Raw genomic sequence first — 22,464 nt, forward strand, 5'->3', positions numbered from 1 at the left:
GGAAAGTTAGCAAGAGTAAAGCTTCAAGAGTAAAGTTAGAAAGAGTAAAGCTTCAAGAGTAAAGTTAGAAAGTTGCAAGGTAACAGCGATTTTATATCCCGTCCTAGTACCTAAAACCTAGAGCCTAGGACCTGATAAATCTTTTCTTAGGACGGGCTTTAGCAGTGAATGGTTGTAGTAACGAGATACGAGATAAGAGTTACGAGAGTAAAGCTTCTTGGGGAAAGTTAGCAAGTTGCTAGGTAGCAGCGATTTTACATCGCGTCAGATGGCTGATGGCTGAAAGCTTTCTAAAAAATGCAGGCCAATGAGACCTGCAAAGATATTTTTATTTAAGCTGCGTAAACCGCAAGTGGGTGTGTTGTGTTAATAGATACATGCACTGCATCACCAGGGCGTACCATCACTTCATGGCTTACTCGGCTTGTCACCACAGTATCACACGCTAATTTTACAGCGCATAAGCGGCTACCACCTTCGTAACGTACCCAGGTCACTTTACCATTGCTAGTAGCTGCATTTTGAATAAGGTGAACATCATCAGGGCGAAGTAATACATCAACTTTTGCAGTATCATGGTCAACCCTAATCGCTGGTGCATTACCTAAATCAGTGGTGGCAATATCACCTTCACAATTACCAGCAATGAAACTTGCTTCACCTAAGAAGCGCGCTACAAAGCGATTGCTTGGTAAGCTAAAACAACGTTCAGGAGTATCGATTTGCTGAATAATGCCTTCTTTAAGTACACCAACTCGGTCACCTACAGATAAGGCTTCTTCTTGGTCATGGGTTACCCAAATTGCAGGAACACCTGCATCTTTTAATGCATTACGAATATCCCAACGAAGGGTGTCTTTTAAAGCTGCATCTAAGTTTGATAAAGGCTCGTCAAGTAATACAAAGTCTGGTTCGTGAGCTAGTGTACGCGCAAGTGCTACACGCTGCTTTTGACCACCCGATAAAGTAGCGGGCTTTTTATCACGAAATGCTTCAAGACCCAGTAACTTAATCCAATGATCAGCTTTTGAGGTATCGGTTAATCTAAAGCAAATATTTTGCTGCACTGTTAAATGCGGGAATAACGCAAAGTCTTGAAAGACCATACCCACTTTACGCTTTTCTGGTGGTACTTTTAACTTGGGTGTTGCACGCCATGAGCCTAAATTAATTTCGCCTTCACTGATAGGAATAAGCCCAGCTAACGCTTGTAAAATTGTACTTTTACCACAGCCAGTTGGACCAACTAGCATGAGGATCTCACTTTCCCCTAGTGATAAGTTAAGTTCACTTACCACACGATTGCTACCATAATCGATAGACAGCTTACTAACTGATAGCATTAAACTGATCCTTAATGTTCTAATTGACTGCGCTTTTCGCCTGAGAGCATTATAGCTAAGCCACATGCTGATATCACTACCAACAATAGCCCAGGAATGGCTGCGCGACCGAAATAACCTGCTTCATAAACTCGCCACAAATAGGTTGATAGGGTTTCAAAGCCTGTTGGGCCAAGTAACAAGGTCGCTTCAAGCTCTCTCATTGATTCTAAAAATACCAAGGCTGCACCAGCAATGATACCGCGTAGTGTTAAAGGCAAGGTAATACGCATAAATGCTTCACGAGGGCTGGCACCTAATACACGTGCCGATTTGATTAAACTCGAGTCTAAGTGTTCTGTACTGGTACGCACAGAGCCAACTGCCAGCGGTAAAAAGCGTAGCACGTAGGCTATCACTAATAATGCCAGAGTTTGGTATAAAAGCGGTAATTGCAAGCCACCATAAACAAGTGCAGTTCCCATCACTATACCCGGGATACCGAATCCGAAATAAGTGACTCGTTCCATAATGCGCCCTACTTTACCGCTTAAGGCAGCATGCGCTACAGGCACAGCAACGACAACAGCAACAATAGCCGCAATGCCAGATGCATAAGCTGAGTTCCATGCAATACTGAAATCAAAATCAGCAACACCATCACGGGCAAGCCAAAGGGTAAAAATGGCTAACGGCAAACAAATAGCCAATAATAAAACCGGTAGAAAAGTCACTAGCATTGCTAACTTTTGCCCGTTAGATGGAAATAACATTAGCGGTCTACCGTGGCGCTCAGAAGCTGTTTTAATTTGTGATTCGATAAACAGTAAAAAGCCTACAATCACCATTAATTGTAGCGATAACATCGCTGCTCGGCTTAAGCCAAAGGCATTGTATTCAACATAGATCACGCGGGTAAAGGTATCTAAGCGCATCATCGCCGGTGTACCAAAATCGGACAGAGTATAAAGTGCAACCAGTAATGAGCCCGCTGCTATACCGTTTATTACACGCGGTAATATAACTTTAAACACACTCATCGGCATCGACATACCTAAAGTGCGAGCCGCGTTTACCATGCTGGCATCTAGACTAAGTAAAGACGAACGCGTTGTAAGCATTACAAATGGAAACGTGTATAGCGTCATTACAATGGCGGCACCCGTTAAGCCATACATAGGCGGGGTTTCAAAGCCTAACAGCTGATTAATTTCACCACCGGGGCCAAAAGCTGCATATAAAGTAAACGCGCCAATATAACTTGGAATAGCAAGTGGAGCTGCAAACAAAACAAGCCAAAGCTTTTTAAAAGGAAGTTGAACATAGGCACTAATAAACGCCAGAGGCACGCCAATTAAAATAGAGCCTAAAACAGTTAACACCATAAGTGATAAAGTGTTACCTAGAATTTTTAAATTGTGACTATCAAAAACAGCCGTCGCATCACTTGCTAAAGTGATCAGAATATAAACTGGCACTAACGCCAAAAGCGCTGCAAGCAGCGCCATGGGATAAGAAGCAGGTATGCGCATTATAAAACACCGCTACTGCGCATAAGGTCGAGTGTTGGCCTTAAATCTGCCAATTGAGTTAAATCGATTTTCGGCGGTGACACATCCGTTAAGGCTGGTAATCCAGCTGGCTGGTCAATACCTTGGATCAATGGAATTTCATAGGCTTCACGTGCTAAGTAACTTTGTACTTCAGAACTTAGTAAGTAGCGCATAAAGTTCATTGCATTCGGGTTGTCTGTCAGCGATAACACACCTGATGCATTAACTAAACAACCGGCATCTTGATTGGTAAAAGCAAGATCAAGGTTTGCATCTGGTTTACCTGATTTAAGACGTAACGTGTAATAATGGTTTGCAAAACCAATATCCACTTCACCACGTTCAACGGCCATCACTACGCCAAGCTCGCCGGCATAAGTTTTCGAGCGTTTTTGAACTTTTTTAAGCCATTTAGCCGTTTTATCTTCACCTTCAAGAATGCGCATTGCCGTGACAAATGATTGGAAAGAAGCATAAGCAGGTGCCCAACCAATTGATAAATCGCTATCGGCAATAGCCATTATGCTATCTGGGATCTGATCTTTTGATAAACGCTTAGTGTTGTAAGGTAATGTACGAATACGACCTGTCACTGGTGCCCAGCCCGGATAGCGGAACTGCGGTTGTAATTGCGCTTCTAAGTCACTTGGTAGCGGTTTAGCTAAATTTGCGTCTGTTACTAAGCCAATCGCACCTGAGTCAACGGCCCAAAATAAATCAGCACGTTTAACACCCGCTTTCGCTTCAGCCACAATCATGTTGGCAAGTGCAGCAGTTGGGCCACGGCGAATTGATAAATTAAGTTTTGGATTTTTCTTTTGGATTGATTGCAGTACGTTTTCGTACAAACCACCTTCACCACGGCCTAAATATAAGGTTAAGTCACCCTCTAGGGCGGGTAAGTCTTTCACTGAACTTGGGCTTGCAGCAGAGGCTGCAAAGGCACGAGAAAGAGGTAGTGGCATTGCGCCCACTACCCCAAACGCAGCCAGGCCTTGAATAAAGGTCCTACGCTTCACTAAAATACATCCTTACGTGCTTTTTCGGCTTCTTCTAGTAACACCTTAGCGCGATCTAGTTTTTCTTGCATATCAACAACCACTGCACGTACTTGGTCAACAGACCCTTTATCAGAAATAGCTTTAGGCAGGGTTACGTTAAAATCTTTTTCGAGAACTTCTACTAACTTTGCATCTTTTTCGATAAGTGTACCTTCAACACCTTCGAATAAGTGAAGGTAAGTATCGTGTACAATTTGCGTTGCTTCATCGCTTAAACGTTCTGCGTATTTTGCAACAACACGGTCTAATTTATGTTTGATCTCATCGATAGTAGCGCTTTGCGTCATTGTTTCAGAAGCAGTTGCTTTTACAGCTTTTAATAAGCCTTTTTGCTGGAAGTCGGCAGCAAGTTTAACAGCTCCAAGACCCTGCCACAAGGCAGCATTTAAGGCCTTTTGGTGCTCACGTACTTCGCTTGCTGGTTTTTTGTCATCAATGGCCATTTTGATACCATAAATGCCTTGCCAGATTGATGCATAAACCGGTACATAATTCGTTTCAATCGCACTGTGAAACTTTACTGATTCCCAGTATTCAATTAAATCATCGCTTTTAACTGCTTTTGCGCCTTTTGTTTCATAATCGGTAACCATGGTGTCAACTTTACCGATCATCCACTCAACGTCTTCTGAGTAATCTTTTAAATTTTCTTTTAGATGATTAACGTGCTCACCAATTGGGCCATTTGCCAATACAGGTTGGGCAATAAAAGTAGATGCTAATACTAGGCTAAGACCTAGTGTTTTAACGGTGTTTAACGCTAATTTCATGGGGGGACATCCAAGTTTCTAATTGTAAATGATAGCCATTATCATATACGTATCGATTGTCTAAATCAATTGCTATAAAGCCTTGATTACAGAATTACACATTTTTATTTAAGTGATTGGAAAGCTTACTAAGAGTGTTCATAAATTGTTTAAGTTCTTGGCTATCTAAGTCGCTCACTAAACCGGCTTGCCACTCATTTGCTAATGGCACAATTTGCTCATGCAAACGGTTCCCCTCAACGGATAGTGATAACAAACTTGCGCGTTTATCCTTAGGGTTTTCTTTGGCTATTATAAGGTTTCTTGTCAATAGCGACTTTACTGCACGAGACACCGTTGATTTATCCATTTGTGCCATATCACATAACTCTTTGGCAGTACGCTCACCATATTGCGCCAAATTCGCAATTATACGCCATTGTGACACCGTTAAATCGAACTGCTGTTGATATAGCTCACTAAACTGCTCACTCATTTGCATTGCAATATTGGTTAATGAATAAGGTAAGAACTGTTTTAAATCGAGCGTTGTTTGATTATCTGTCGTCATGGCTGCACTACTGTCAAAGAATATTTACACAAGTAAATTCAGTGTAGTTTGAATTTAGTCTCACATGAGAGTATCTTACCTAAAACCTTTCAGGAGTCTAGTGATGAATAACGAATTACAATATATGACAGGCTTTGGTAATGAATTTGAAACCGAAGCATTACCCGGTGCATTACCTATCGGTCAATTCAGCCCGCAAAAAGTTAAATACGATTTATATGCTGAGCAGTTCAGCACAACGGCATTTACAGCGCCCCGTGCTGATAACCGTCGTACCTGGTTTTACCGCATTCGCCCGTCAGTAATACAAGGTGATTACACGCCAATTGATAATGGCCTTATTCGCACCGCTCCTATTACAGAAGTGCCAACACCACCGACAATGCTACGTTGGGATCCAATTGAAATTCCAGCACAGCCAACTGATTTTATAGATGGTTTAGTCACTATGGCTGCCAACGGTAGTGCCAATGCACAAACAGGTATTGGTATTCATATTTATGTCGCTAATAAATCAATGCAACACCGTTACTTTTATAATGCTGATGGTGAAATGTTATTTGTGCCGCAACAAGGTGAGCTATTACTTAGAACCGAGTGCGGGCAACTAACCGTTCGTGCAGGAGAAATTGCCGTAATTCCTCGTGGCATTAAGTTCGCAGTTGATTTGCTCACCGATACAGCACGTGGCTACATCTGTGAAAACTATGGCCATGCCTATATTTTACCAGAGCGCGGCCCAGTGGGTGCCAATGGTTATGCTAATGACCGTGACTTCCACTACCCTGTAGCGGCTTTCGAAGATATTGAAGGTGATTTTGAACTCGTTGCTAAATTCAATGGCAATATGTTCCGTTGTGATATTGGTCACTCGCCATTAGATGTGGTTGCTTGGACGGGTAACAGTGCACCTTACAAATATGATCTTGCTCGATTCAATGTTATGAATACAGTAAGTTACGATCACCCAGATCCATCAATCTTTACTGTATTAACATCACCATCGGGTACAGAAGGTGTCGCTAATATCGATTTTGTTATCTTCCCTCCACGTTGGATGGTGGCTGAGAACACTTTCCGCCCACCTTATTACCATCGTAATATTATGAGTGAGTTTATGGGCTTAATCGAAGGTGTGTACGATGCCAAAGAGCATGGCTTTGTACCTGGTGGTTCTAGCTTACATAACTGTATGTCGCCACATGGTCCAGAAGCAGATGCATTCGAAAAAGCATCAAATGCTGAGCTTGAACCACAACGCTACGAAAACACTTTGGCATTTATGTTCGAATCGCGTTACGTTATTTCACCAACTAAATATGCCCTTGAAGGTAAAGAGCGTCAGCCTAACTACACAGATTGTTGGCGCACTATTAAAAAACATTTCACAGGTAAACAGGACGTATAATGAAACTTTATAGCTATTTTCGTTCATCAGCTGCATACCGAGTTCGCATTGCGCTTAATTTAAAGAACATTGATCACGAGTTGGTGACGGTTAATTTATTAAAATCAGAGCAACAAAGCGACGAGTACCTAGCTAAAAACCCACAAGGGTTATTGCCTGCACTTGAAACTGAGCAAGGTGTACTTGCGCAATCGCTGGCTATTTTAGAGTGGCTAGAAGAAACTCACCCAGAAACACCGCTTTTAACAGGTGATGCATGGCAAAAAGCTCAGATCCGTAATTTATGTTACGCAGTAGCGTGCGATATCCACCCTATCGATAATTTGCGTGTATTAAAGTATTTGGCTAACGATCTTGGTGTTGATGAAGAAGCAAAAACGACCTGGTATAAGCATTGGGTAGAAGTGGGCTTTGAGAGTATCGAAAAGCTACTTGATGAAGCGAATACTTTTTGTGTGGGCAACAAACCAACGCTTGCTGATGTGTGCTTAGTGCCGCAAGTATTTAATGCCTTGCGCTTTAAAGTTGATATGACTAAGTACCCTAAAATTGCTGCGGTATATGAGCAATGTAATAAGCTTGATGCCTTTATAGATGCTGCACCACAAAATCAGCCAGATGCAATTTAAGCTTTAAGGTTTGTAGTTAAAAAGGCCCGAACACTTCGGGCCTTTTTTATATTTTATCTAAGTGCTGAGTTAATCACACTCACATGGTTAATTAAATCGAGGCCTAAGTCGGTTAAGTAGCCCCCATCAGGACTATCTGTAATACCTTTATCATAAAGACGTTTTGCTGCATCTTTAATTGAGCTTTCGGCATCGGAATGAATTTTAATTCCCTGCATTTGAGAGTTGCGAGGAAATTTTGCAAGCAGGGTTAGTTCGTCGATCATATTTTTATCAAATTGCATGTGTTCACCTTTTTATTATTTATTCCTTGTCATAAGCTTAGTGTAGTTATACAGATCTGCCCAACGGGAGGCGTATTTTGTTAAAGAAAATTTTACTGTTAAGTACTTTGTTTACTTTAGGGTTTCTAAACCAAGCACTAGCAAAAGAAAAACCACTAATCGTGCTTGATGGTCAAGAGGCATTAAACAATCAAAAAGTGTGTTGGTATGAAAATAAACGCTATACCGAAGGTGCGTATATTACCGTTGGCGATATTAGGTTAATTTGCACTGCTAAACAGCCTAATTTTTCAAACAGTGATTTGGCATGGCTCAGACTAAATGCCAATGGCGAGATTATTTACCCTAAACAACCGAAAACGATTCACGTCAATTAGCTTAAAACGCACAGATAGGGTACTATTGCGCGGTTGCAAATAACCTAAGATTTATCATGGACAATCAACCAAATAATCCGTTACATGGCGTTAAATTAGCCGACATCGTTACTAAACTTGAAGAAAAACTTGGTTGGGAAGGTATGGCAGCGCACGTAGATGTACGCTGCTTTCAGAATGACCCAAGTGTAAAGTCGAGTCTTAAATTTTTACGAAAGACCCCTTGGGCACGAGAAAAAGTAGAGCAGTTATATATTGATACCTTTATCAATAATGACCAAGCTGATGATGGCACTTTCCAATGGAAAAGCATCAAAAAGTAACCACTTATTCTTCAGCAGCTACAATCACCGAAAGCGATTTCGGTGATATCTCTACCTCTAGTTTATCTGCGGTTTTCACTTCACCATCAATAACATAGCTCAATCCTTTTTCTGCGCTTACAGTCACTCGTTTAGCATTTGTATGGTGACTGTTAATGGCAAAACTAGTTTGTGTAATGCTCGAGAACACTAACTCCGCAATACTTAAAGTACTCGCTTTAGAATCGGCACTTGGTGTTAACCAATTTACATCGAGTAAACCATCTTGGTGATCTGGCTGACCTGCAGATTGAGCAAGTAAAGTAGTAAATGGCGCAGCGTTGGCGATAATTAAACTGGTGGTATTGATTGTTTGCTCATCGTTATTATCAAGAGTAACAACATAGTCTTGCGCTTCATGCTCACCTAATGCTTGCCAAAACCCTTGTAAATACGCTAATTGCCCAGACTCATTTTTAGCATCACGATGGGCTTTTTCAATCATCTTTTGTTCAAAACCAATCCCTGCTAGTAATAACATACGCTCGCCATTACATACAGCGGTATCTATCCGACTCGCCTGCCCTTCAATTATTAGCTCACACGCCTGCTCTACCGGAATAAGCTTCGATTGTATACCCATCAACACATGAGCGAGGGCATTGGCAGTACCTAAAGGAATAATACCCAGTTTACAGTCTGTATTAACAAGTACACTTGCCACCTCTGTTACTGTGCCATCGCCACCGCAGGCGATGACTACATCAGGGTTCAATTCAAGTGCTTCTTTGGCTAACTCAGTACCATTTACCTGTTCTGACGTGGTGTAAACAGTTAAATCGTAATACTCAGACAAACGAGATGTAATTTGCTTACGTTTAGCTTCCCACAGTTTTGTTCCAGAAACAGGATTAGCAATGAGCACAGCTTTATTTTTGATTAGTAAGTCACCTCTTCGATGGCGACGCACAAGATGACGCAGCTGGCGCTTGTTTAAATTTGCAGTTTCTCGTGTCTCTTTAATTTGTGCGAGTACTTGGTGGACATCGGCATCTTTGTTTTGGCTAAGTAAGTAAGCCGCCATCACAAATACTGAACGGCCACGCCCTAAAGCGCAATGAACTACAACACGTCTATCTGCCTTTACTTGATGGTCAATCCAATTAATCGCTTGGTGTAATTGCGCACGTGTAGGTACGCTATGATCAAGAACAGGAATATTTAAATAACGAATATTCTCTTGCGTAGAGGACCATTCAAGGCCATCAAACTCGCAAGTTACATCTAAAATAGCTGTAATACCCATTTCTTTCATGGTGTCTATATCTGAAGGAAATAAACGACAGGCTAAAAATAAATGCTCATTAATTTGTTGTAATGGTGGCACTTTGTCGTGTTTTCTCGACCAAGCATTGTAAAGTTGTGCACCCAATAAAAATGGAATAAAAGCCCAACGAATATAGATAGGAATAACGCCATTTTCACGTTTTCTAAAAATACGTGCGATATTAAAAAAATATGCGCCACTAACCAAAAGTAACGACAAAGCCGTCCAATAAAAAAACAGCGCAAAGTAAACAGTTTCTACCCGAATAGCCGCAATTATAAATACAATCGCTAAAGCTAAGTAACTAAATGCTGCCCACATAATCACTCCTTGTTATTCTAATTGCATACTACGTTGCAAGTTTCACTCCAGTAAAAGCCGTTAAATTACCCCTACTGGCTATTTAAAATCAGTAACTTAGCATTTATAAAAAAGCTTACCATTTTAGTTTAGGACATTTTTTCACAATTTTATGAATAACTTACAATAATTTACATAGAACCAATTGCATAGATTTGCCAAGTACTCTTTCCCTGCTAGTCTAAGTTAAAAGCCATGCCTAATAATCACAGGTTTTTAGTAGAGCTTTCGTCAAAAATTTAAATCAACCCGAGCCTAATTCGTTATGAAATACGATGACCAAACGCTACTTAATTTACTTGCAGCAGAATATGTTTTAGGCACTTTACATGGCCATGCCCGTGATAGATTTAGCCGCTTAATGCGTACCTCTCCTCAAGCCCGATACGCAACCTCATTATGGCAAAGACATATAAAAAACCTAGAAAACGCGATTGAATCTAACCCACCTGATCAACAAGTTTGGGATAAAATAACAAAACGGATTGACCCACTATTTCTACCAACACAGAAGAAAGCAAAAGACCCTAACTTTGGAATATTTAAGGCTTGGGCTGCTATTGCAACAGCGGTTTGTATTGTGTTGGTATTAATTACTTGGCAACCGCAAGAGTCGTTTAGTGATAAAATCAATCACTCGGTAACGTTTTATGACTCAGCAAATAATCCAGTTTGGAATTTAGAAATAAGCGATCACAGTATTTTACTTAAAGCAGCTAGCGGCATGAGTTTGCAAACTGATTATGATTACCAGTTGTGGATCCGTTTAACAAACTACCCCAACGCCATCCCTATTGCTTTATTACCAAAAACAGATAGCAAAGAAATTGCCCGAAACGCAATATTTAAACCAAAAGATATCACTTTACTTGCAATAAGCCGTGAGCCAATTGGCGGCTCACAATCAGGTAGCCCAAGTGAAATTATTTATACAGCCGTACTCGATGCGAACTAATCATACACAGACTAGAAACAATATATAAATACGAGCAAAGCCAGTATTTCTAAGATAGATGACCTAGTCGATAAACCTTTGTACTTGCTATAGTTACAGCCTCTTTTTACTTATATTAAAAGAAATGGGGTCATTCGAGTATCAGACTTGTCTGCCTGTATTATCTTAGGAATAAAAATGAAAAAGTCGTTGTTGTTTACGCTATTTCTATTAATTTTTAGCTCTATCTGTCACGCCCACCAGCAAAGCACCGCTTATCTTAATTTAAAACAACAAACGAGCAATAAGCTATCATTAGTAGGCTCTTGGCAAGCCTCGGTGAATGATCTCGATAAAGCGCTCAACTTCGATAAAAATCAGGATAATGTAATTACATGGCATGAAATTACATCACAGCAACAAGCAGTATTAGACTATCTAAATAGCCATTTTAATGTGTTACAACAAAATCAAAGCTGCAAGGTCACGGTTGATGGTGCACTTAGTATAGATAACCACTTTAATCAGTCGTATATCCATGTGCCACTACAAGTTGATTGTCCATCTGATAGTTCTATAACAGTTAATTACACAGCCCTATTTGAATTAGATGAGCATCATCAAGCAATTGCTGCCATTGCAAAGTCAAGCCGCGTATTTGAACAAAATACGCCAAAACAAGTTATCAACTTTAAAGAGCAAAGCTTCACCACAACGTTTATAGAATATGTACATCAAGGCATATTACATATTTGGATGGGTACCGATCATATTTTGTTCTTAATCGCGCTATTGCTGGGCTGTGTGTTAGTTCGTAAGCAAGGCGAGTGGCAACATGTCGAGTCTAAAAAACAAATTCTAATTGATACCGCTTGGATAATCACCGCTTTTACACTTGCTCACTCACTTACCCTAACAGCAACGGCAATGAATATCATATCGCCAAACACCCGATGGGTAGAATTAGGTATCGCGCTTTCTGTATTATTTGCTGCAATAAATAATATTTGGCCAATGATTGTGCGCTTAGGCTGGATCACATTCTGTTTTGGTCTATTACACGGTATGGGGTTTGCGAGTGTTTTAGGTGAGCTTGGTTTATCAAATGAATACCAGCTAATGAGTATTTTAGCCTTTAATTTAGGGGTTGAGATTGGTCAACTGGTTATTTTAGCAATCTGTTTACCACTGCTAATGCTACTTAGAAATAACACTTGGTACAAAAAAGCTATTATGCCAGCAGGCTCAGTGGTAATTGCCATTATGGCAATCCAATGGTCTATAGAGCGCTTTTAATAAGCGCTTTATTCAAATGGTAACAACAAGGTTTTCATTGTTGGACGTAGCGCTTTAAGTAACTCATGAATATCTAAATCTGGGTTGAGCATTTTACGCAGTAACAGGCCACCCATTACTGAAAACATCACTTCAATACGGGCATTCACTTCTTCAAGTGCTGTGCCTTGTAATGGCCCTCTTTCACCCACTAATAATTCACGCATAGAATCACGAGCGTGGCTATCTGACTCTCGTAATAAGTTAGCCACTTTTTCATTACGAGCAGCTTCGGCGAGCATTTCTAAATCAAGCGCACCTTGATTCAAATCGGTATGGCGCTCAACGCCTCTGCCTAGACCATCTAGTAATACAGTGACACGATCGCCAGGTTTATCAGCAAACTCTTTAAAGATTGAGAACATTTCTTCCATATCACGCTCAACAATCGATTCTATAATCGCTTCTTTACTGGCGAAGTAATTGTAGATGTGGCCAGCACTCATACCCGCGGTTTTAGAAATTTCGGCCATTCCCGCGCCATGATAACCCTTACGTCGAAAACAATCCGCTGCGGCACAAAGCACTTGATTACGTCTTGCCTCAGCAAGCGCAGGATCATTGTGTCTTTTCGTTTTTTGCGTCATGGTTTCTCCAAGCTTTACTGACTAGGGTTAACTTTAATTTAAACAAGGTTTACAGGATCTTAATCTTTGAGGAGAGTCAAAACAACTAAGAACCTGCAAAACCTTAAATAAATTATGCTTTTGCTGATTTATTGCACAGATTTTTGTGCATTCCAGCCGCCACCCAGTGCTTTATACAAATTAATTTGGCTCGCCAGATACGCTTGCTTACCCAAAATTAACTGTTGTCCTGCACTGTACCAATTTCGTTGTGCATCCAATACTTGCAAGTAGCTGTCGGCACCCTTTTGAAAACGCGCATCCGATAAAGTAAAAGATAGCTCATTACTTTGATACAAGTCATTCAGGGCATCTAGCTGATGCATATAACCTTCACGATCAGCAAGGGCATCAGAGACTTCTTTGAATGCCTGTTGAATGGTTTGCTCGTAACTGGTTATAGCCATTTCTTGTTGAGCTTTTGCAACATCGAGATTAGCTTGATTACGACCCATGTTAAAAATAGGCAAGTTTACCGAAGGCACAAAGCTCCAAGTACCTGAGCCCGAATCAAAAAGATTACTCAAGTCAGCTGAAGCTGTCCCCGCATTCGCTGTTAAACTGATGCTTGGATAAAATGCCGCTTTTGCCACACCAATGTTTGCATTGGCAGCCAATAAATCATGCTCTGCAGCTTTGATATCAGGTCGCTGAGTCAATAGCTCAGACGGTAACCCTACTGGCACATCAGGCAAACTAAGTACATCATCTATACTTTCACTTGGTAATAAATCTGCAGTGACGGTTTTACCTACTAGAAAATCGAGGGCATTTTTATCACGCTTTAGTAAACGCTGATAGTTTGCAATATCGACTTTAGCGGTTGCTACTGTGCTTTCAAGTTGCGATAGCGTTAACTGAGAAGCAGCACCTAGAGCAAATGTCTTACGAGTTAGCTCTAAAGACTCCTGCTGAGACTTCAAAGTCTCGTTTGCAAGTGCCAAAAGCTCTTTGTCCGTTGCATAGTTAAGCCATGCATTTACTAATTCGGAGATCAAACTAATTCGCACACTAGTCAAACTGTATTCAGCCGAATATAGGTTTTGTAATGCTTGTTCTGATTGGTTACGTACTTTGCCCCAAAGATCAATCTCATAAGCGGTTAGGCCTACAGTTGCTGTATAGTTTTCAGAGATAGTTGCTTGACCAGTACCAGATAAATCTGCCGGAAGACGCTGACGTGTACCCGATGCATTGAGATCAATGCTTGGGTAAAGCGCTGAATCTTCAATCTGATACATTGCTCTAACCTGCTGCACATTCAGTGCAGCAGTTTTTATGTCTTTGTTGTTTTCAAGTGTGAGCGCAATCAACTGTTGAAGTTGCGCATTACTGAAAAATGACTGCCAATTGAGCGCATTTATATCGCCCGCTGTACCTTGGATATCATAGTTTTGAGCAACGGGTAATTCACGTTGCTCCATATCTGGCGCCATATTACAGGCAGATAACATAAGTGCAGCAACAGACACTGAGATAAGTTTAGCTTTCATTATGCCTGCTCCTCATTAGTTGATTTTGTTTTGCCTGGGAATACTCGGCGCACCAGTACAAAGAACAGCGGCACAAAAATTACCACAATGGTCGATGACGCAAGAGTACCACCAATAACAGCAATACCTAGTGCGTTTTGTGCACCTGAGCCTGCACTTGATGCAATTGCCAATGGTAGTACACCACACACAAATGCCATTGATGTCATAAAGATTGGGCGTAAACGTAGACGAATTGCTGCTACCGCGGCATCGACAAGTTTCATACCTTCATCCATTTTATGAATAGCAAACTCTACAATTAAGATGGCATTTTTTGATGCCAGACCTATGGTGGTTAAGAGACCCACTTGGAGATAAATATCGTTTGATAAATTAAATACAAATGACGCAATCGACGCACCAAATACACCAAGCGGTACAATGAGCATAACTGCTGCAGGAACTGACCAGCTCTCATATAACGCCGCTAAACATAGGAATACAACCAACAATGAAAGTGCATAAAGTAATGGCGCTTGACCACCACTTAAACGTTCTTCATATGAAATACCTGTCCATTCGAACGATACACCCGGTGGTAACTTCTTAACCATTTTCTCAACTTCAGCCATCGCTTGACCAGTACTGTAGCCCGGAGCAGCAGCACCTTGGATTTCCATCGCTGAAAAGCCGTTATAACGCTCAAGACGAGGTGAGCCATATGTCCAATAAGAGTGAGCAAAGGCTGTAAATGGCACCATGTCACCATTGGCGTTACGTACATACCACTCATCTAAGTCTTCTGGCACCATGCGTGATTCAGGCGTACCTTGTAAGTACACTTTTTTCACACGACCACGGTCAATAAAGTCATTTACATAGCTACTACCCCAAGCCGTTGATAACGTATTATTGATATCTGCTTGAGTAAGACCTAATGCTTCGGCTTTCGCTAAATCAATGTCAAGCTCTAGCTCAGGTTTATCTTCTTGACCATTCGGGCGCACACCTGATAACACCGGGTTTTGTGCAGCCATACCTAAAAACATGTTACGTGCTTCAAGTAGTTTTTCGTGACCTAGACCAACCCTATCTTGTAAGAACAAGGTGAAACCGTTTGCAGTACCAAGCTCAACAACCGCAGGAGGTGGGAAAGCAAATACGAACGCTTCTTTAATCGTTGAGAAGTATCCCATGGCTTTACCCGCAACCGCACCGACGGTTAGATCAGGACGCTGACGTTCATCCCAGTGTTTTAAACCCACAAAGCCGATTGCCGCGTTTTGACCAGAACCTGCAAAGCTGAAACCTGTTACCGTAAAGATAGACTTAACCGCTTCTGATTGCTCTTCTAAGAAGTGATGTTCCATCTTTTCAACAACTTTTAAAGTTTGCTCTGTTGTTGCACCGGCAGGTAAGCTTACTTGGTTAAACAAAATACCTTGGTCTTCATCTGGTAAGAATGCCGATGGTAATTGTGAGAAAATAAACACCATGCCACCCACGATTAAACCGTAAATAAGTAAATAGCGTTTACTGTGCTTGATCATGCGAGACACAAAACCTTGTGTACCCGAGTTCGTTCTGTCAAAACCACGGTTAAAGCCAAGGAAGAAACGACCAAATAAAGATTTATCGTTATGTACATGACTTGGTTTAAGCATTGTCGCACACAAAGCAGGTGTTAAAATCAATGCAACAAGTACTGATAAACTCATCGCAGTTACCAAGGTAATTGAGAACTGACGATAAATAACCCCTGTTGAGCCAGGGAAGAACGCCATAGGCACGAATACTGCCGACAGCACCATCGCAATACCAACAAGAGCACCTTTGATTTCATCCATTGATTTACGTGTTGCCTCAAGAGGAGATAAGTTCTCTTCGGTCATTACACGTTCAACGTTTTCAACCACGACGATTGCATCATCTACAAGTAGACCAATGGCAAGTACCATCGCAAACATGGTTAAGGTATTAATTGAGAAGCCAAACACTTGCAAGATAGCAAACGTACCTAGCAATACAACAGGTACTGCAATAGTCGGAATAAGTGTTGCTCTGAAGTTCTGTAAGAATAAGTACATGACCAAGAACACCAGCACAACAGCTTCGATTAGAGTGCTGACAACTTTTTCAATCGAAAGTGAGACGAATGGCGTCGTATCGTAAGGAACAACCGTTGTTAAACCTTCAGGGAAGAAAGGCTCAAGTTCAGCAAGGGCCGCTTTTACGCCATCAGCTGTATCAAGTGCATTAGCACCACTGGCAAGCTTAACACCTAAACCTGATGCCGGTTTGCCGTTAAAACGCGCAACAACACCGTAGTTTTCACCACCTAATTCAACATCAGCAACATCACTTAAACGAACAACTGAACCATCAGCATTGGTTTTTACAAAAATATTTCTAAATTGCTCAGGTGTTTGTAAGCGGCTTTGTGCAGTTACCGTTGCATTTAATTGTTGGCCACTTACTGCTGGCAACGCACCTAATTGACCTGCTGAAACTTGTGCATTTTGAGCACTGATTGCAGCACTAATATCAGCAGGAGTTAATGAGTATTTAAGTAATTTAGCTGGGTCTAACCAAATACGCATTGCATATTGAGAGCCAAACAGCTGCACTTCACCGACACCGTTAACACGAGAAATAATATCAAGCACGTTTGATGAAACATAATCACCGATATCGATGTTGTTCATACTGCCGTCTTCAGATACAAAGCCTACAACCATTAAGAAGTTACGAGCGGATTTTGCAACCGAGACACCTTGACGTTGTACTTCTTCTGGTAATAACGGTGTTGCAAGCGACAATTTGTTTTGTACTTGAACCTGTGCGATATCAGGGTCTGTATCTGCACTAAAGGTTAAGGTTAACGTCGCTGAGCCGTTAGACTCAGAGGTTGAAGACATGTAGAGCAAGCCATCTAGCCCTTTCATTTTTTGTTCAATAACCTGTGTAACCGTATCTTCTAGAGTACGGGCCGACGCACCAGGGTATGTGGCTTGAATACTAATTGCAGGTGGTGCAATTGATGGATACTGCGCAACCGGCAAACTTCTAATTGCTAAGATACCTGCCAGCATCACAACGATAGCAAGCACCCACGCAAATATGGGCCGATCAATAAAAAATCGTGACATTAAGTTTCTCCGTTACTGGCTGTTAGCTGCTGATTCTGCAGGCATTGCATTGACTGGTGCACCTGGGCGGATTTTCTGTAAACCTTCAACAATTAACTTATCGCCACTGTTTAGGCCATCTGTCACTAACCAGTTTGAACCAACAGTACGATCAGTTTTAAGCACACGTGCTTCTACGGTATTGTCTTTGCTTACAACCATGGCAGTAGGCTCACCTTTTGTGTTTCTGCTAACGCCACGTTGTGGTGCTAAAATCGCATCACTTTTCACACCTTCAACAATCACTGCACGAACATACATACCAGGCAGCAGTAATTTTTCAGGGTTAGGAAATTCAGCACGTAAGGTTACTGAGCCTGTGCTTGGATCAACAGTCACTTCAGAGAATTGCAATGTACCTTTATGTTGATAAGTACTGCCGTCTTCCATCTTTAATTCAACTTTTGAATGTAAAGCGGCATCTTTATCAAGATCACCCGCAGCAATGGCTTTTTTCAAACGTGTTAGTTCACTGCTTGACTGGGTTAAATCAACATAAATTGGGTCTAATTGTGTAATGGTCGCTAATGCTGTTGCTTGATTAGCACTCACAAGGGCACCGGCAGTGACATCTGATTTACCAATTTGGCCACTAATTGGCGCTAACACTTTGCTGTAGTTTAAATTGATTTCAGCGGTTTTAAGCTGCGCTTGAGCTGTCAGTAAGTCAGCTTTTGCACCTTTGTATGCTGCATCAGCTTCGTCGTAATCTTGTTGGCTTACTGCTTTGATGCTCAATAGCTCTTTATAGCGTTCTGCTTTTGCCTTGGCATTTGCAATACTTGCTTGAGCTTTAGTAATAGCGGCTTTACTAGTTGCTACTTCAGCTTCAAATGTAGATGGGTCAATCTGATATAAAGCTTGGCCTTTTTCAACCTCAGCACCTTCAACAAACATACGAGATTGAATAATACCGTTAACCTGCGGACGAATTTGCGCGATACGTGAAGCAGCCACACGACCCGGTAATTCTTTAGTTAGCGTAAGTGGTTTGCTTTGCATCTCAATAACGCCAACAGGAACAGCTTGAGCTGCCTGCGTTTGCCCTTGAGCCGATTCTGATTGGCCGCAGCCTGATAATAAAACAGCACCAGCCAAAGCTGACACTGCAAAAAATGGAATGCGAGAGCGCTGCATGTGTAGTTCCTTAGTTTAGAGTGAACGATCATTCTAAACTAAAAAAGGCACAGATCAACCATCTTTAAAGAACTTTACATTAAATAAAATGCTTGCTTTAAAGCATGAATTTTGTGCAATAAATAAATTGCTAATTGAATTATTACGAACGTAACTGAGAAAGTTGTTTTAAAACTATTAGTTATGCGAATTGAAGTTATATCAATTCGCATATTATTCGCCTAAACACATGCCCATTGCGCGGGCACTTGTTATTAAAGAATGTTCTAGAGGGATGACGCGATATTCAGAAGTAGCTTCTTTTAAACTGATTGGTTTAATTTCACCGTCTTTACTGACAGGAATAAAACCAAACTGACCTTGCCTTACTAGCTCGAATGCTTGCACCCCAAACTCTGCTGCAAGCACCCTATCAAACGCATTAGGTGTGCCTCCACGTTGAATATGCCCTAATACGGTTACTCTTACATCAAGATCAAGCGCCACACGTATTTGTGAAGCAAGCTGCTCAGCAATGCCACCAAGCACTGGGTTTTCGTAACCAAGTTCATTTGATTGTTTACTAACAACACCACCAGCAACAGGCTTTGCTCCTTCTGAAATGACAATGTTGGCAAATCCATGGCCTTTATCAAATCGTGATGTTAGTTTGGCTTTAATAGCTTCAATATCGTAAGGAATCTCTGGAATAAGTGCGACTTCTGCGCCAGCTGCAATAGCAGAGTGCAAACAAATCCAACCGGCATCGCGCCCCATTACTTCAGTCACAATCACTCGGTTATGACTTTGCGCTGTTGGTATTAAACGATCAATGGCTTCGGTGGCGGTGTCGACAGCAGTCTGAAAACCAATTGTGTAATCAGTGCCATATAAATCATTATCAATAGTTTTTGGCACGCCTACGATATTTAAGCCATGTTCAAATAAGTGCTGAGATACCCTATGTGAACCATCACCACCAATATTAATTACGGCATCAAACCCAAGTTGCTTAATAATACTGATTAACTCATCAGAGCGGTCAATAAACACTTGTTCGCCCGCTATTTCAGCAGGAAATGCGGTTGGGTTCCCTTTATTAACTGTTTCGAGAATTGTTCCACCACGAACATGAATACCCGCCACAACTTCACTAGTTAAGTGTATAATATCATTTGGCTTTTCAAGCACACCACAATATGCTCTTCGGCTACCATACACCTGCCAATTGCCATCATGTTCGGTTGCTTTAACCACCGCTCTGATCACCCCATTGAGCCCAGGGCAATCACCCCCACTTGTTAATAGCAGTAATTTTTTCATTGTGTTACCAACTTCGTTCACTGATTAATTACAGATTAGCTTATATGTTGAAGTTTCGCGTATGACTTACATCAACTAAAACTTGGTTTTTTATGCGTAGAAAAAAGCGCAACAAATAGCACTAGTAATACATACTTAGGCAGACTTGTCAGTAAAGTGGTGTTATCAATATTTGCAGAAAAGGTGTTAACAGCAAAATATAAATGCAGCGCTAAAAATGGTGTCAGCAATATAAAGTATGAATACGTTTTATCTTTAAGATACAGCGACTTACTAATGAGTAAAAATACTAAGAGTAACGCTAATAAAGGAAGACCTAAAGTAACGATATCAACCATTGATAAAGCAAAGTTAGGTGACAAATCATAAAGGGCTGAAAGTACTTCGGTTGGAATCGCAATAGCCGAACCATAACCTATGACTGGTATAGATAAATAGGCAAATAAACAGCCAAAAATAAATAAAAGTAGTACGTTATATTTCATACCCCATTCCATGGTTTGTTCATTATTAGCCTTACGCTAACTAATAATGAACAAATTATCCACTACTTTTTCAGTACCTTACATCGTTAAAATGTCTTAACTTTAAAGGCTAGGTTTTCTACCGCACAGCCTGTACTACTAGTGTTTACACGATAATAATGAGTATTGTCTGTGGCATTTAAATCTAATAAAAACTCATCATGCTGAGCGACTGCTTGTTGCTCTTGTGTTAAGCACATAGCTTGTACAAGCGAACGTAATTTAGCATCTGAAAAAATAGTGCCAAAACGCTGCATCGGCAGTGGCGGAATTTTAATACTAGGGAGTGCATTATCAACAGTTCGTTTAGCTAGAGTAAAACCATCCTTTGTTACATCAATAACGGCACCAGCAGGCCAATAACTGATTGCTCCGTTGTTTTTAGCGTTAGATTTAACATGCACGACACCGCTTTTACCAATCACCGTCATTAGTGCGGTTTCACCAGCTCGAATTGATACAAGGGCGGTGGTCTCATCAATGCCAAAGCCATGCTGTTGCCCGGTATCTGCCAGTAATCTTGCCAAACGCATTGTTCTGTTGCGCTCGCTAAAGTGTGTATCAAGAACACCATAAGTAAAGCTGCCAAGCCCACCTTGTTTTTCATAGGTAAGACTATCAGCCGAAATCTTATCACCGCATTCATTTTCACAGCGCTCACTCGGCGCAGACACCGCAAACGAGCCTTCTCTCATTGCCGCTAAACTTGTACCATTTGAAATCATCGGCACTATCCCGTAGGCATTTTTACCACCACTTTGCACCGCTGTACCTGCACTTGTGCCAACAAGTAATGGTCTTTGTAAAATTGCGTGAGTCCAAGGATATTGCTTGCCGTTGTCATCAAACAGTACTTTTCTGGTTAAACTCTGATCGCCACCGTTAAACATCACCCCCGTAGCGTTTTCAATCAGTTTAACTAAATGATCGACTCCTTTATCACAAAGCGCTTTTTCGGCCTTAATTCGATCAGGGTAAATTGTCTCACGATTAAAAACGCCCATAGAGTCAGTGCGTAAAGAATCCAAACTCTCACATTGCTTACTGGTAATCGCTTTTGCTAAGGCGGGGGTTAGAGGTAACCAGCTTGATTCTATACCAGTAAAGTCTAATAGCCCTTCATAAAAGTCAGCTGATTCATATGGGTCTCTGCTTGAAGCCGTAACCGCTAAAATTGTTGGTGATCCGGTGGTTGTTTTTAATGATGCAGCAACAAAGTCTAAAATATCATTGGCTGCACGTTCGTTATTATCGCTTGTACTGACCTGCTCTTTTTGACGGGTCGAATCTGTATTTAATACAGCGACTTCAAGTGAGTCTATGACAAAGTTGTATTCTGAATCAGTGAGTTCGTTTAGTAACTTGTTATCTAAATCACGCCATGCCCATAAAATATCACTTTTAGTGATCACACCTGACTTTTCACGTGCAATCTGTGCTAATACCTTAAGCGTTTGCTGACGATTTTTTTTATTCTTGGTTGGCCAATTTGTCTTTATTGCAGATAAAGCATCATTATTTAATCGATATTGATTAGTTTGTTTACCACTAATCTGTTTATTAGAAAGACAATTTTTAGGGCTCATACTTGAGCAGGTGGTCAAAGAACCGCCGACTAAGACCAGCGTTTGCTGTTGATCATTTGCATAGACTTTGCTGCCAAATGATGCGAAAAACAAACCAAATACCAAAGAAAAAGCTGAAGTTTGATATTTAGTCTTTTGCTCCTTAAGGATGTTCATATTGTTACACTCTTGTAAAAAAATATTAGAAAATTGCTTGCGCAGCTTTTTGTTGCTTGCTATAAAAAAAAGGAACATTTAAAAACGCGAGTAAGCTAGCACTGTATCGCTAGCTTTGTCAAAAGACCTTACGGATTGGAATTATGTTGAAAAACGCATTATCGCTTTGCACATATTTCTACTCTCCACACTACCTTTCGGAGTGGTTTGACGAGTAGCCACACCTCACTTCCTGTGAGGGGCTAGTTGTGTCTATAA

General features: G+C 41.1%; 20 protein-coding genes. 6 read left to right on the plus strand and 14 right to left on the minus strand.

The window, feature by feature from the left end; all coding sequences use genetic code 11:
• Positions 1–332 precede the first annotated feature (332 nt).
• The 5 genes from EXT43_RS17040 to EXT43_RS17060 form a co-directional block, all read right to left on the minus strand.
• Positions 333–1,343, minus strand: a complete 1,011-nt coding sequence (locus EXT43_RS17040) for an ABC transporter ATP-binding protein (RefSeq protein WP_130167516.1) — start codon at positions 1,341–1,343, stop codon at positions 333–335.
• A gap of 11 nt (positions 1,344–1,354) precedes the next feature.
• On the minus strand, positions 1,355–2,854 hold the full coding sequence (locus tag EXT43_RS17045; RefSeq protein ID WP_054552193.1) for an iron ABC transporter permease: 1,500 nt from the start codon (positions 2,852–2,854) through the stop codon (positions 1,355–1,357).
• On the minus strand, positions 2,854–3,894 hold the full coding sequence (locus EXT43_RS17050) for an extracellular solute-binding protein (protein WP_130167517.1): 1,041 nt from the start codon (positions 3,892–3,894) through the stop codon (positions 2,854–2,856). The genes EXT43_RS17045 and EXT43_RS17050 overlap by 1 nt, the downstream gene beginning before the upstream one ends.
• Positions 3,894–4,706, minus strand: a complete 813-nt coding sequence (locus EXT43_RS17055; protein WP_062565497.1) for a hypothetical protein — start codon at positions 4,704–4,706, stop codon at positions 3,894–3,896. Before EXT43_RS17055 ends, EXT43_RS17050 begins: the two co-directional genes overlap by 1 nt.
• A gap of 94 nt (positions 4,707–4,800) precedes the next feature.
• Positions 4,801–5,256, minus strand: coding sequence for a MarR family winged helix-turn-helix transcriptional regulator (locus tag EXT43_RS17060; protein ID WP_130167518.1), 456 nt, complete (start codon positions 5,254–5,256; stop codon positions 4,801–4,803).
• Between the two features lie 103 nt (positions 5,257–5,359).
• Between EXT43_RS17060 and hmgA the strand changes: the two genes are divergently transcribed.
• A complete protein-coding gene (hmgA, locus tag EXT43_RS17065) occupies positions 5,360–6,664 on the plus strand; it encodes a homogentisate 1,2-dioxygenase (protein ID WP_130167519.1) in 1,305 nt (434 codons plus the stop codon).
• Positions 6,664–7,293 (plus strand): maleylacetoacetate isomerase, encoded by a 630-nt coding sequence (gene maiA, locus EXT43_RS17070; RefSeq protein WP_063530108.1) that lies wholly within the window; start codon positions 6,664–6,666, stop codon positions 7,291–7,293. Before hmgA ends, maiA begins: the two co-directional genes overlap by 1 nt.
• Positions 7,294–7,346: 53 nt before the next feature.
• On the opposite strand, the gene EXT43_RS17075 is transcribed toward maiA, so the two are convergent.
• Positions 7,347–7,577, minus strand: a complete 231-nt coding sequence (locus EXT43_RS17075) for a TIGR02647 family protein (protein WP_054563059.1) — start codon at positions 7,575–7,577, stop codon at positions 7,347–7,349.
• Positions 7,578–7,654: 77 nt separating this feature from the next.
• On the opposite strand from EXT43_RS17075, the gene EXT43_RS17080 reads away from it, so the two are divergent.
• Both EXT43_RS17080 and EXT43_RS17085 read left to right on the plus strand, forming a co-directional pair.
• Entirely contained in the window at positions 7,655–7,954 is a 300-nt protein-coding gene (locus EXT43_RS17080; protein WP_165385116.1) for a DUF1496 domain-containing protein, read from the plus strand.
• 56 nt (positions 7,955–8,010) lie between these two features.
• Positions 8,011–8,277 carry a VF530 family protein gene (locus tag EXT43_RS17085; RefSeq protein WP_130167521.1) on the plus strand — a complete coding sequence of 89 codons (267 nt, stop codon included), beginning with the start codon at positions 8,011–8,013 and terminating at the stop codon, positions 8,275–8,277.
• Positions 8,278–8,281: 4 nt separating this feature from the next.
• Here EXT43_RS17085 and EXT43_RS17090 read toward each other — a convergent pair whose 3' ends face one another.
• Positions 8,282–9,904: a diacylglycerol kinase family protein gene (locus tag EXT43_RS17090; protein WP_130167522.1), complete on the minus strand. Its 1,623-nt coding sequence runs from the start codon at positions 9,902–9,904 to the stop codon at positions 8,282–8,284.
• 304 nt (positions 9,905–10,208) lie between these two features.
• Here EXT43_RS17090 and EXT43_RS17095 point away from each other — a divergent pair, with 304 nt between their 5' ends.
• Together EXT43_RS17095 and EXT43_RS17100 are read left to right on the plus strand one after the other, a co-directional pair.
• Entirely contained in the window at positions 10,209–10,898 is a 690-nt protein-coding gene (locus EXT43_RS17095; RefSeq protein ID WP_130167523.1) for an anti-sigma factor, read from the plus strand.
• Positions 10,899–11,075: 177 nt separating this feature from the next.
• Positions 11,076–12,173: a HupE/UreJ family protein gene (locus tag EXT43_RS17100; protein WP_130167524.1), complete on the plus strand. Its 1,098-nt coding sequence runs from the start codon at positions 11,076–11,078 to the stop codon at positions 12,171–12,173.
• A gap of 8 nt (positions 12,174–12,181) precedes the next feature.
• Here EXT43_RS17100 and EXT43_RS17105 read toward each other — a convergent pair whose 3' ends face one another.
• The 7 genes from EXT43_RS17105 to EXT43_RS17135 all read right to left on the minus strand — a co-directional run bounded on the left by EXT43_RS17105 (position 12,182) and on the right by EXT43_RS17135 (position 22,206).
• The gene (locus EXT43_RS17105) at positions 12,182–12,799 is read right to left on the minus strand and encodes a TetR/AcrR family transcriptional regulator (RefSeq protein WP_058584303.1); all 618 of its coding nucleotides are present in this window, start codon (positions 12,797–12,799) and stop codon (positions 12,182–12,184) included.
• Positions 12,800–12,927: 128 nt separating this feature from the next.
• Complete coding sequence (locus EXT43_RS17110) at positions 12,928–14,331, minus strand: efflux transporter outer membrane subunit (protein ID WP_130167525.1); 1,404 nt, start codon at positions 14,329–14,331, stop codon at positions 12,928–12,930.
• Positions 14,331–17,462 carry an efflux RND transporter permease subunit gene (locus EXT43_RS17115; RefSeq protein WP_054563051.1) on the minus strand — a complete coding sequence of 1,044 codons (3,132 nt, stop codon included), beginning with the start codon at positions 17,460–17,462 and terminating at the stop codon, positions 14,331–14,333. The genes EXT43_RS17110 and EXT43_RS17115 overlap by 1 nt, the downstream gene beginning before the upstream one ends.
• Before the next feature lie 12 nt (positions 17,463–17,474).
• The gene (locus EXT43_RS17120; RefSeq protein WP_055198854.1) at positions 17,475–18,638 is read right to left on the minus strand and encodes an efflux RND transporter periplasmic adaptor subunit; all 1,164 of its coding nucleotides are present in this window, start codon (positions 18,636–18,638) and stop codon (positions 17,475–17,477) included.
• 213 nt (positions 18,639–18,851) lie between these two features.
• Positions 18,852–19,940: an ATP-dependent 6-phosphofructokinase gene (locus EXT43_RS17125; RefSeq protein WP_130167526.1), complete on the minus strand. Its 1,089-nt coding sequence runs from the start codon at positions 19,938–19,940 to the stop codon at positions 18,852–18,854.
• Between the two features lie 71 nt (positions 19,941–20,011).
• Complete coding sequence (locus EXT43_RS17130; RefSeq protein WP_130167527.1) at positions 20,012–20,425, minus strand: hypothetical protein; 414 nt, start codon at positions 20,423–20,425, stop codon at positions 20,012–20,014.
• Positions 20,426–20,511: 86 nt separating this feature from the next.
• The gene (locus tag EXT43_RS17135) at positions 20,512–22,206 is read right to left on the minus strand and encodes a cyanophycinase (RefSeq protein ID WP_130167528.1); all 1,695 of its coding nucleotides are present in this window, start codon (positions 22,204–22,206) and stop codon (positions 20,512–20,514) included.
• Positions 22,207–22,464: the final 258 nt, after the last annotated feature.

Source organism: Pseudoalteromonas sp. CO109Y, assembly GCF_004208935.1.
Taxonomy (GTDB): Bacteria; Pseudomonadota; Gammaproteobacteria; order Enterobacterales; family Alteromonadaceae; genus Pseudoalteromonas; species Pseudoalteromonas shioyasakiensis.

Coding starts and splice junctions, on each gene's coding strand:
- EXT43_RS17040 (WP_130167516.1), bottom strand. CDS start 1,343: ATGCTATCAGTTAGTAAGCTGTCTATCGATTATGGTAGCAATCGTGTG.
- EXT43_RS17045 (WP_054552193.1), bottom strand. CDS start 2,854: ATGCGCATACCTGCTTCTTATCCCATGGCGCTGCTTGCAGCGCTTTTG.
- EXT43_RS17055 (WP_062565497.1), bottom strand. CDS start 4,706: ATGAAATTAGCGTTAAACACCGTTAAAACACTAGGTCTTAGCCTAGTA.
- EXT43_RS17060 (WP_130167518.1), bottom strand. CDS start 5,256: ATGACGACAGATAATCAAACAACGCTCGATTTAAAACAGTTCTTACCT.
- hmgA (WP_130167519.1), top strand. CDS start 5,360: ATGAATAACGAATTACAATATATGACAGGCTTTGGTAATGAATTTGAA.
- maiA (WP_063530108.1), top strand. CDS start 6,664: ATGAAACTTTATAGCTATTTTCGTTCATCAGCTGCATACCGAGTTCGC.
- EXT43_RS17075 (WP_054563059.1), bottom strand. CDS start 7,577: ATGCAATTTGATAAAAATATGATCGACGAACTAACCCTGCTTGCAAAA.
- EXT43_RS17085 (WP_130167521.1), top strand. CDS start 8,011: ATGGACAATCAACCAAATAATCCGTTACATGGCGTTAAATTAGCCGAC.
- EXT43_RS17090 (WP_130167522.1), bottom strand. CDS start 9,904: ATGTGGGCAGCATTTAGTTACTTAGCTTTAGCGATTGTATTTATAATT.
- EXT43_RS17095 (WP_130167523.1), top strand. CDS start 10,209: ATGAAATACGATGACCAAACGCTACTTAATTTACTTGCAGCAGAATAT.
- EXT43_RS17100 (WP_130167524.1), top strand. CDS start 11,076: ATGAAAAAGTCGTTGTTGTTTACGCTATTTCTATTAATTTTTAGCTCT.
- EXT43_RS17105 (WP_058584303.1), bottom strand. CDS start 12,799: ATGACGCAAAAAACGAAAAGACACAATGATCCTGCGCTTGCTGAGGCA.
- EXT43_RS17110 (WP_130167525.1), bottom strand. CDS start 14,331: ATGAAAGCTAAACTTATCTCAGTGTCTGTTGCTGCACTTATGTTATCT.
- EXT43_RS17115 (WP_054563051.1), bottom strand. CDS start 17,462: ATGTCACGATTTTTTATTGATCGGCCCATATTTGCGTGGGTGCTTGCT.
- EXT43_RS17120 (WP_055198854.1), bottom strand. CDS start 18,638: ATGCAGCGCTCTCGCATTCCATTTTTTGCAGTGTCAGCTTTGGCTGGT.
- EXT43_RS17125 (WP_130167526.1), bottom strand. CDS start 19,940: ATGAAAAAATTACTGCTATTAACAAGTGGGGGTGATTGCCCTGGGCTC.
- EXT43_RS17130 (WP_130167527.1), bottom strand. CDS start 20,425: ATGAAATATAACGTACTACTTTTATTTATTTTTGGCTGTTTATTTGCC.
- EXT43_RS17135 (WP_130167528.1), bottom strand. CDS start 22,206: ATGAACATCCTTAAGGAGCAAAAGACTAAATATCAAACTTCAGCTTTT.